Source organism: Streptomyces sp. NRRL F-5755 (assembly GCF_001279365.1).
GTDB classification, from domain to species: Bacteria; Actinomycetota; Actinomycetes; order Streptomycetales; family Streptomycetaceae; genus Streptomyces; species Streptomyces rimosus.
In genome coordinates, this window is record NZ_LGCW01000008.1 from 22092 (window position 1) to 32404 (window position 10313).

General features: G+C 68.7%; 10 protein-coding genes. 8 read left to right on the plus strand and 2 right to left on the minus strand.

Annotated elements, in window-relative coordinates; genetic code table 11:
* Positions 1-26 precede the first annotated feature (26 nt).
* Together ADK86_RS02145 and ADK86_RS02150 are read left to right on the plus strand one after the other, a co-directional pair.
* Positions 27-467 (plus strand): RidA family protein, encoded by a 441-nt coding sequence (locus ADK86_RS02145; protein WP_199834331.1) that lies wholly within the window; start codon positions 27-29, stop codon positions 465-467.
* 292 nt (positions 468-759) lie between these two features.
* Complete coding sequence (locus tag ADK86_RS02150) at positions 760-1425, plus strand: DUF1345 domain-containing protein (protein WP_078951712.1); 666 nt, start codon at positions 760-762, stop codon at positions 1423-1425.
* A 226-nt stretch (positions 1426-1651) separates the two neighbouring features.
* Here ADK86_RS02150 and ADK86_RS02155 read toward each other — a convergent pair whose 3' ends face one another.
* A complete protein-coding gene (locus tag ADK86_RS02155; protein ID WP_078951714.1) occupies positions 1652-2986 on the minus strand; it encodes an NAD(P)/FAD-dependent oxidoreductase in 1335 nt (444 codons plus the stop codon).
* A gap of 326 nt (positions 2987-3312) precedes the next feature.
* On the opposite strand from ADK86_RS02155, the gene ADK86_RS02160 reads away from it, so the two are divergent.
* Positions 3313-3471 (plus strand): hypothetical protein, encoded by a 159-nt coding sequence (locus ADK86_RS02160; protein ID WP_159393755.1) that lies wholly within the window; start codon positions 3313-3315, stop codon positions 3469-3471.
* Positions 3472-3633: 162 nt separating this feature from the next.
* Positions 3634-3978: a hypothetical protein gene (locus ADK86_RS02165; RefSeq protein WP_053694989.1), complete on the plus strand. Its 345-nt coding sequence runs from the start codon at positions 3634-3636 to the stop codon at positions 3976-3978.
* Between the two features lie 396 nt (positions 3979-4374).
* Here the strand turns inward: ADK86_RS02165 and ADK86_RS02170 are convergent, their stop codons facing one another.
* Positions 4375-5466, minus strand: coding sequence for a hypothetical protein (locus ADK86_RS02170; RefSeq protein ID WP_053694990.1), 1092 nt, complete (start codon positions 5464-5466; stop codon positions 4375-4377).
* A 667-nt stretch (positions 5467-6133) separates the two neighbouring features.
* Between ADK86_RS02170 and ADK86_RS02175 the strand changes: the two genes are divergently transcribed.
* The 4 genes from ADK86_RS02175 to ADK86_RS43640 all read left to right on the plus strand — a co-directional run bounded on the left by ADK86_RS02175 (position 6134) and on the right by ADK86_RS43640 (position 10111).
* Entirely contained in the window at positions 6134-6865 is a 732-nt protein-coding gene (locus tag ADK86_RS02175) for a S1 family peptidase (protein WP_053694991.1), read from the plus strand.
* A 1466-nt stretch (positions 6866-8331) separates the two neighbouring features.
* On the plus strand, positions 8332-8658 hold the full coding sequence (locus ADK86_RS02185) for a hypothetical protein (protein ID WP_159393756.1): 327 nt from the start codon (positions 8332-8334) through the stop codon (positions 8656-8658).
* 258 nt (positions 8659-8916) lie between these two features.
* Positions 8917-9243: a hypothetical protein gene (locus ADK86_RS02190; RefSeq protein ID WP_053694994.1), complete on the plus strand. Its 327-nt coding sequence runs from the start codon at positions 8917-8919 to the stop codon at positions 9241-9243.
* Between the two features lie 466 nt (positions 9244-9709).
* Positions 9710-10111, plus strand: coding sequence for a hypothetical protein (locus tag ADK86_RS43640; protein ID WP_199834332.1), 402 nt, complete (start codon positions 9710-9712; stop codon positions 10109-10111).
* Positions 10112-10313: the final 202 nt, after the last annotated feature.

Genomic DNA, 10313 nt, shown 5'->3' on the forward strand with positions numbered 1-10313 from the left:
CCGGGCCCGCGATGAGGTCCCACGGAATGAAGCGCCGACCGGTCAACCCGCCTCCCACCGGAATGCTGTACGACACGCTGCACTTCTCGCAGGCGACCCGAGTCGGCGACATGATCTGGGTATCGGGCCAGGTCGGGATCGACGCCTCCACCATGACGCCGGCCGACGGAATGGAGGCGCAGGCCCGGCTCGCCTTCGAAGGCGTACGGGCCGTTCTGGAAGCCGGGGGAGCGGGCCTGGAGGACATTGTCGAGCTCACCACGTTCCATACCGACCTGCGCGGTGACATGGATGCCTTCAGCCGGGTGAAAGACGAGTTCATCACTGCCCCTTACCCCTCGTGGACCGCGGTCGGGGTGGGGCAGTTGGCTCTTCCCGATCTGCTGGTGGAGATACGTGCTGTCGCTGTGGTGGGCTGCGGTGACCACACGGATAGGAGTTGCTCCGGGCGTTCACCGGCCGGCTGAGGAGTGGGTGGGCGGTCGTTGGGAAGTCGTCGGCTCGTCACCAAAATAGGCGGGTTCGCCGTTGTCCCTTCAGGGGAAGTCTCGGCAGGTGTTCTACGCTGCCCGCGCCACGCCAACGCGTGGCGCGGCGCGGTGTGGGATATCTGCTGGGTGCCTGGGCCCTCTATTCGGATCTCAACCGAGACACGCCCTCCATGCCACCACCCAGCAGCCGGAGCCACCCCATAAGATCAACCGCGACCTTTCCATTCAGCGCCCCTGTCATACGGCGACCGGCCAGAAAGGCTCGTCCGTGCATCGCTGGCTTTCCGAAGGGCGCCGATCGGCGGTAAGCCTGGCCATCGCGACGTGCGCGGCGGCGGTCCTTCCCATGGACAGCGTGGTGCGGATTTCGGCAGCAGACGTCGGCGTACTCGTACTCTTCGCCTATCTGCTTCCCTACCTCGCACTCACCCTGACGGCCTTCTTGGGCGCTGCTCCGGAACAGGTCCGCTCGTGGGCGCAGCGTGAAGCTCGTGGCACGTTCATGCAGCGTTACGTCATCGGCACCGCCCCCGGGCCGGGGGCGTCCCTTTTCATCGCGGCTGCCGCGCTGCTGGTGGCAGTATTGTGGCTTCCCGGCCACCTCAGCACCACCTTTTCCGCCCTTCCGCGCACGCTGGTGGCTCTCGCTCTCGTGGTCGTGGCCTGGGTCTGTGTGGTGGTGGCTTTCACGGTCACCTTCCAGGCCGACAACCTCGTAGAGAACGAGCAGGCTCTCGACTTTCCCGGAGAGGAACCGCCGGCCTGGGCCGACTATGTCTATTTCGCGCTGGCGGCGATGACGACGTTCGGCACCACCGACGTCAATGTGACCTCTCGGGATATGCGACGGACCGTGGCGGCGAACACGGTCATCGCCTTTGTCTTCAACACTGTTACGGTCGCGAGCCTGGTGTCCGCGCTGGGGCACCGCTGACCCACCAGCACGCCTGCGCTTGTTTCCTCGGCTCGGCAGACATGCCCTTGCCGTTGCCACGGTGCGGGTGGTCGATGGCCGGATGGCCTTGGCCAGCGGTGGTGAGCCGGGGCCTAGCCCTCGCCTTGAACTCGTACCGCTCTAAATCCTCTTTGCCTTCACCGGCCTGAGGCTTCATCGACCTGAGGTGCCGGGCGCGGCAAAAGGCCCATGCCGCGAACGGTCCTCACGCCCTATGCCGATGCAAGCGGTCCGCGATGCGATCGACCGTCCAGGCGGCGTGCAGCGTCGGCGCGCTGAGGACGGGCGGCGCGAAGCGTGGCCGCGCGCGCCATACGGCGGCGAGGTCGTCGTGCATCCGGTCGCCGACGAGCCGGTCGGCGAGCAGGGTGCCGAGGTAGGGGGACTGGGCGAGGCCGTGGCCGTTGCAGCCGATGGCGTAGAAGACGTTCTTTGTCGCCTCTCCGGCGACCGGCAGCAGCGACGACGTCATCGCGATCCACCCGCCCCAGGCGCGTTGCGGCGCGATGTCGCTGAGCGACGGGAACCGCTCGTGGAAGCCGCGGACGAGGTCCGCCACGACCGCGTCGTCCGGCTCGCGGGCGCCCAGCGCTCCCGACGCGGTTCGCAGCCGGCGGGTTCCGAACATGACCGTACCGCGTGGTGTGGGCCGGTAGTTCTCCAGGATCGTGTGCGGGGTGATGATGCCGACGCGCCTCGTCCAGCCGGTCGCCGCGAGGCGATCGGGATCGATCGGTTCGGTCTCGACCAGGCTGGTCCAGATCGGTGTGGCCATCCGCTTCGGGGCGATCGCCAGGTCGCGGGAGTAGGCGTTGGTGGCCAGAATGACCCGCTCGGCGCGGACCCGGCCGCCGGGCACGCTGACGACGGCCCCCGTGGCATGGGGCTCGACGGCGCGTACGGTGGTCCGCTCGTACGTCCGTACGCCGGATGCGAGGAGTACCTCGCGCAGACCGAGCGCGAACTTGCCGGGGTTCAGCAGCCCGCCGGCCCGTTCGAAGATGCCGCCGAGGAACGTCTGCGGCAGGCCGAAGTCACGCCCCTCGACGAACTCGACGTCCGCCCCCGCGCCCCGGAGGATCTCGGCGTTACGCCGGGTGCGCCGGAGCTGGCCCGGGGAGACGGCGGCGATGACGTTGCCCGTCGGCTCGTAGTCGCAGTCGATGGCGCGCCGTCCGATCAGCTCTTCGGTGAATCGGGCCGCCCGGTCCGCGTAGCGGATGAGATGCGGCAGGCGGCGGGCGTACAGCATGTTCAGCAGCTGCGGGTCGCCTGCCAGCGCGTTCGACAGGTACCCGGCGTTTCGCGAGCTGCCGCCCCATCCGCAGAACCCGGACTCCAGCAGCACGACATCGGCACCTCGCTCGGCCAGCCGCAGCGCCGCCGCCATGCCGGCGTAACCACCCCCGACCACGGCGATGTCGCACGTGAGCTCCCCTTCCAGCATCGGCGCGAAGTCGCCGGGCCGGTCGGCCCAACCGCTGAACGCCGAGTACGTCACGCCGGCGAAGCCGGCTCCGCTCGCTGCAACGTCGTACATGGTGATCCCGGCTTCCCGTGCTGAGTACAGAAGATGGCGGCACCGTACCGAGCCGGACAAATTTTCACAACACGCGTTACGAAAAATGAGGTCCGCTGTCGACCGCGCCACGATCCCGGAACCGTGCTGCCTGCTTCTCGCTCCGCCGGGCTGGCCTGCCTGGCCCACACCGGAATCCGGACCACGGCGACGGGCGGCACACGCAGCAGGTGCCGGTGTCCTCCTGGGCGAGCAGCACCGCCGTACGGTGGTAGGGAGGGGGCTGCCCGGCCTATGGGCCTTGACGAGGTCGGGCCGTTCGAGTGCGCACCCACCTCTGCCCGCCCATGCGCGTAGCCGACGCGAGAGAACAGCCCGCCGCGGCCCACGTGGTGTGCGACCAGCGCCACCTCATGCAATTCCGCTATCCAGCCCTGCACGTCACCACTGACCACGCCACCCAGGACATCCGCACGCACAAGTGGCCCCGCCCGGCTGCCCCCTGACAGTAAGTCACTACCGGGCGGCGCCCCACGTAACCGCCGACGCCGTTCGGACCGCGCAGGGTCGTTTCTCCAGTCCTCCGTAGGAGTGATGCACGGATGCACACCGGCCGGGAGGGGCAGAGGTGGACGCGGCATCTTTCCCACCCGCAGGAGGACCCGTTGATGCGTCTTCGCTCCGCCTTCACCGCCGTACTCGGCGCCGCCCTGCTCCTGGCCGCCGTCCCCGGTTCTGCTTCGGCGGCATCCGGGCAGTTCCGCTACTCCTACGAGACCGTCGACGGATTCGAGGCCAGCGGCTTCCTCAACAACCCGCCCAGCGGCCGGTGCATCAACCTCCACGGTGTCGGCGAGGACAACCCCCAGCCCGGCCACACGCCACAGAACCGCACCGACGCCTGGGCGACGGTCTACACCGGCACCGACTGCGAGGGCGACTCCTTCCGCCTCCGGCCGCGCACCGGCGGGGCCTCCGAGCGCCTGAAGCTGCGCTCGGTCACCTTCAGCTGACGCGAGGGGACAGAGGCAATCCACAACAGGTTGCACACGGCGGTCATCGCCGTCGTACGCGCGGTCCGCGAGGGCGAGGCCACATGCCCGCGGTCGCGGACCGCCCGCGCTCTTGGTGATCTAACCGGGCGCTCGCACAGTCACCGGAGCTGCCGACGAGCCCCGGCCGGCGGTTCCCTGCGACGGGGCGGGGGTCGCGGATCTGCGAACGGACCGGCGCTGGCTGTTCGGCAAGAAGCCGGACGGCCTGTTCCTCAGTGGAGCGTATGAGAGCGACTGCCCCATCCAATGACGCGGCATAACGCATAACCACCGTCACAACAAGACCGTCCAGCCCTACGAAGCAGCCGCCCCCTCGCACCCCTCCCGAGCGGGCGTGACATACGACGACAGGCTCTAGGAGCGGGTGGCGGTCGCGCAGTCGTTGCCGGGGGCCGTCGTGCCGTTGCCCGTGCCGATCGGCTTGCTGCGGTCGTACGGGTCGACCTGGTGGGCCTTGTCGGTGGGCTGCTTGGCGGCCGTGCCGAAGGACGGCACGAAGTAGCCGGTCGGGGCGGAGCAGCCGCCGTTGGTCATGTCGAGCGCGTACGAGACGAGGGACATCGTGCCCGGTTCGGTGATGACCTTGGCCGGGTCGTCCCAGCTCATCACCACTTTGCGCCGCGCGATCGTACGGACGACCTCGGCGTCTCGCCCGCCGTCGCCCGCCGGGGTGACCGGGTACACAAAGGTGACGTCCGCCGTCACCTCGACCGCTCCCCGCTTGCCTTCCTGGTACGTGAGCCGGCCGCGTGTCTTGACCACGTCACCGACCAGCCGGGCCTGTTCCGGCCGGAAGCGGCTGAACAACAGCAGCGGGTCGGTCTCGGAAGTGGGCGCCGTCGCTGACAGGGCGGTACGCAGATACTCCTGGACGTCCGCCTGGTGCGGGTTCAGCAGCGCGATCGCCTTCGTGGGCCGTTCGCCGCGCAGCACGCGGGAGTCGAGCCCGGCGGCCACCAGAAAGTCCCGGCTCTGCCGCAGCGCCTGCTCGACCTGGGCGGCGTCCATCCAGCCGGTCGCTTTCGCCGGTGGCACCGTGATCCCCGCCGCCCCGTCGGCCCAACGGGCGGCAGGCGAACCCCGGAACGGCTCGGCGAGAGTGGGGCGCAGATCCGGCTCGGCGCCGGGCGCCTCCCGCGGATTCTCCGACTCGGCGGCCAACGGCGCCCCGTCCTGCCCACCGTCGCTGCCGCCGAACCAGCTGACGACCTGCTGCGGAAAGAGCCCCATGACCAGCAGGGCCACGGCCGCCACCAGCCCGACGACGTACCAGCCTTTTTTGCGCCGGGGCCGGGCCGGTGAGTACGTACGCCAGCCCGCCGGCTGCCCGGGACGCTCCCGCAGCCGCCGCTCCACCTCACGGGCGCGCGCCGACGGCTCCACGGGTGCCCCGGCCGTACCCGCCACCGATTCACGCAGGAACCGCTCCCACTCCTCGTCGGACACGGACGACCCGCCCTGCCCCCCAGCTCCGCTCACGCGCACTTCCGTTCTCGCTCGACTGCTTGATACCCGATGACTCGATCGCTCGCCCGCCTGATCGGTCGACTGCGCACCGGTCGATCGAGAGTCGCCCGTATGATCGCATGAGCAAGCCGCTGACCTGCCGGGGCAGTGGGTAAAGGGGCAGGTCGCCGCGCTGTCCGCCGGCATCGGCGAGGCCCTCCACCGGCACGCGTAAGGTCCGCTCGCGTACACGCTCGAAGTAGGGCGACCTGCTTGCGGCCCAGTGGGGGCCGCTCACGGCCGAAGCGACGGCGGTAGCGCTCGCCAACGCCACTCCGGCGGCCGTCGGCGGGGCCCCTGAGTGTGTTTCGGTCGCCACGCTTCGCGAGGAGCAGACGTGGGACGAGCGCGGGGCGCGGTGGGCTCATGGCGCCGCGAAGGCACCCAAACGGGACACCGCAGTCGCCGGAGCGGTTTGCAGCACCTGACACAGACGGCGCCGTCGCCGGTTCGCCTCCGCTTGCGTGAAGAACCCCCAGCTCCACGCCCGCAGTCGAGCCTGGATGATCGGAAGCAAGCCACAGTTCAGATGATCCGGAACCGCGTTGGTCCGGCGGGGTGTCTCACCTTCGGTACGTCCCATGTCCGACGAAGGAGTTGTTTACGGATGATGCGTCGCGTTCGTGTGCTGCTGCTGACCGCCTTACTGGTGGTGACGGGCTCGGTGATATCAGCCGCGCCGGCCTCCGCCGTCATCGGCGGGTCCAAGAGCACCTACGGCCCATGGGCGGTGCGCATGCTCGTCGACGGCAAGCCGGCGTGCACCGGGACGGCGGTCAGCAGCGAGTGGATCCTCAGCGCCTCCCATTGCTTCTACGAGCAGGCACAGCCGGTCGCCGACAAGCGGATCTCCTTCCGGGTCGGCAGCCTCGACGTACGCAAGGGCACCACGGTCCGCCCGGTGCCCGGCAAGCGCGTGGGAAGCACAGCCGACATGATGCTCATCAAGGTGCAGCCGATGAAGGTCCGTACCGCACGCCTGGCGACGGCCGGTGTCCATGTCGGTCAGATGGTGCGGCAGTACGGGTGGGGCGCCACCTGCACCGAGGACGAGAACGCCTGCCAGTCTCCGGTGCTCAAGCAGTCCGACCTGCGGGTGGTGCGGCCGGACGACCCCCGGTGCGAGGGCTACACCGCGCCGGGCGGACCGGACTTCTGCATGGAGAAGGTGTCCGGGATTCCGGCCGGCGGCGACTCCGGCGGCCCGGTGATGAGCATCGCCCCGAGCGGCACCGAAACCCTCCTCGGCGTCTTCAGCGGCTCGGACCGGGAGACGGTCGCCCAGGCCGGCGAGGTTTCCCAGCAGCTCGCCTGGATCCGCTCGGTTATCCGGCGGTAGCTGTGATGGTGGGGGCGCTGGCTGTTCACGTTCAGTAACGTGAGATTCTCCTGGTTGGAGGAAGGCGAAACGTCGTCCGGCGCGCGCCCCGTTGGGTGGGCGATGCAACGGGGGATTGGGAGGACTCTGGAGGCCCGGGTTCAGCCCCCGGCATTCGCTGGGAGCTCAGTGAGCAATAGCACTCCGGGGTCACCTACGGGACGGGACGCAGCTGCGAGATCGTCAGCCGCCGGTTTCTGTCCTCCGTCAGCGACCGTCGTCGGACGGAAGTCGCCGACCGTGCGGCACTGCCACCAGTGGGGGCCGGGCAGTTCGCTGTGCAGCAGTCGCACGGTCTCGAAAAGCCCCTGGCGTCGTCTGGTATGTGGCCGATGGTGGCACGGAACCGCCCGTACAGGCTGCGTAGCGGTGACTCGACACCCACGATCCGGTACGTGGCCGGATGAGCCGGAGCCCAGGTGCAGCAGCAGGCTGCGCCGCTTGCGCGGCAGTCCCGCCTCGCAGGTGCGGTGGGCCGTGTTGGCGAGCGGGAGGTCGAACCGTTCATTCATGGCCAGGGTTGGGGTGTCTTGCGAGGAGGCTTGAGGCGTACGGGTTTCCGGACGCGGGGCGAGACCTGCTGTGGAGCGGGGCTGAGGACGTGAAGTCGGCGAGCGCGAGGGTGCGGGCGTCGGCATCCATCAGCTGGGGCCGGCTCACCGCGTCGGTGACCTGCCGGGTCGTCACCCGCCTCTGCCCCCTCCACATGCCCCGGCCGGCGCTGCCCCCGGCCAGCGCCGCAATCTTCTCGCGACGCAGCCCGGTGGCTGCCGCCGTCCAGTCCCACGTCCCGTGGGGGTGTGCTCCCGTCGGCACCGGCCTCGTCCTTCATTCATTACGCCGTGACATTAGCCTGACAACCTGCCGGGATGGTGAGTGGGCCGGGTCCGTGCGGGTGGCCCAGCGGTATTCAGCCAGCGCGACACGATGGCTTGCTGAAAAGGGGAGGGTCTTCGTGTCTTCCAGGCGGCAAGGTGAGCGATGGGTACGGCCATGCCCACGAGCCGGGCTTGGGGGTGAGTGATGGTCACGGACTTCCAGTCCCACGCCCGTCCCCGGGCCTAGGCGACCCGAGCCCGGCCCTCCGGACGGCCCTCAGGCAAGTGCCAACGCGTACCCTGTCCGAGCCAGTAGCCACGCAGTCCCCGAGCTCTTCTCAGGTCCACGGTCACGGTGCCCGACTTCCAGCCGCAGCAACTACAGATGGTGTGGGTGGGCCAGGTGTCCTCGAAGAACGGGCCGCCCTCGTAACCGCAGGCACGGCATATTTCCTCGCCGTCGCTGCGCAGCGGACGATTCTTATCCCTGGCCTGTTTTGCTGGTTCATGCGCCAACATCTCATGGCACCTCCCGCCGCCGCTCACAGCTCACCGGCGTCGTGCCCTATCGAGTTTCATCACGTCACCCTCTGGATTACCGTCTGGAAAGTGAAGGACCTCGCCATGGAAAATTCCGTCGTCCACCCGGACGACCAGACCGAAACCCTTCGGCTGTCCAGTAACCCCGACGACATCAGCCATCTGGTGTGCTGTCGGCAGATGCGATGGCGATCAACGTTCTGCGGCGCTCAGGGCGACACCATCAACATGGCCGCCGAAACCATCTGCACGATGTGTGTGGAACAAGCCGAGGCCATGTGGCCAGGGATTTGGGCAGACCCGGAATCGTTCTGCCCCGTCGACGGCCAGCCGTGCCCAGACGAACAGGACATCGACCTGCGCATCGCCTGGGAAGCCAGCCCGCCGCAGGCGTAGACCGTCCTTGCGCTTCCGGCCGAGCCGCACATAATAGCCTATTGCCCAGCGGCGGTCGGTGTGTCGCCACCCCACCGCTGTCCGTCTCGTCGCTCCTGAGAAACTGATGCCGCTTACCTGGCTGATTACTTGGGGGGAATCACCATGCGTTGGAGAGCTGTGATTGTGGCGTGTTCACTGGTTGTGGCTACGTCGGCGACTTCAGCCGGATGCGCCCGGTACTTCTCCTGCGGACCCGAAGGCGCCTGGCCGGAAGGATTGACCGAGCATGACCTGGTCGGCCAGTACACCGGCTCGCCTTCCGGCAAGCTGGAACTGAAGGCTGACGGGACGATGCGGGCCACCGACCGGCCGACGCACACTGCTTACGGCGACGCCCCTGAGCCAGACCCTCAGGAGGTGCGGGGCACCTGGCGAATCCGGCCCGGCTCGCACAAGACACCGCACGGAAACCTCGCTGAGCATGACCTGGAGCTCCAAGGTGGGCATTTCGCTGTCTCGGGCAGCCGCGAGAACCCCCACCTGTACAGGGCCGCAGGCGACCCGGACATCTGCAAATTCCACGAGTTCAAGCGCATCGAGTAGTAGATCCCGTTGCCTGCGTGCAGGTGACTGCCGGATCTGGGTGTGGGCCGGTCGGCCGTATGGGGTGTGGCTTTGCATCTCAGTGCGGGAGCCGTGTCGAGGTGACCGTGAGAGTCGCCTTCTGACCGGCTTTGCGATGTCGGCTTGTTCTGCCGTCACTCAGAGGCTCGCGGCGGAACGGTGGACGTGCTTCTGCCGCAGGGGCCCGATGAGGAAGCCGCCATCGAACGTCGATCTGTACGCCGCGATCCGCCACGACGACCACAGTGGCATGCCCCTGCGGCCTCTGCAGGCCAAGTACAGCGTCACCTGGCGGACGGTGTACGGCAGGCTCGGACGGGCAGTGGCCGCAGCCCCGCAGGCAACAGCGGCGGCGGGGACCCCGGCTGGACCCTGACAAGCGGCGAATGCGGCGCGGTTCTGCACCGATCTCGACGAGTCGGCCCCGGCGATCCGGCTGTACTTGGTGGTGCAACTGCGGACCACGCTGAACGAGGTGACGGACGCGGCGTTGGACGCCGGGAGGGCCGCGGCGGAGGCGGAGGGCTGGGGGCTGTGGCAGATCGGCTGCCAGGCGGGACTGTCGCACGAGAAGGTCCGTTACTGGATCGCCCAGGCGGCGGACGAGAGCGGGCCGGCCGGGCCTGTCCCGATCGTCATCAGCTCGGTCAGGCGCCCGTACGCCCCGTCGCGCCCGCCTGCCGATGCTGCGCTGCCCGTCCCGCCCGACCGGTTCACCTCCCGCACGTTGCGGATCTGCTCCGTCATGGCCCCGGATCTGCATCTCCTGATTGGGCGTCCACTCCAACCCAGCGCCCTCATGGAACGCCTGTACGACCTCCTGGAAGTCCATGTCCAGCAGGCGTGACTGGACGCCGGTGCGGCCTGGGCTGGGGGGAGGAGAGGTGCCGACGGCAGTGACGCAACATGAGCCAGCCCAATAGAATACAGAGCTGTGCTGTATTGTATTCGTGTGAAGTCTGACAACGACCCCGAAGACCCCACTTCCCCCACCCCCACCCCCCCCCCCCAAGCCCCCCGCCCGCCCCCCCACCCCGAAAACGCACAAA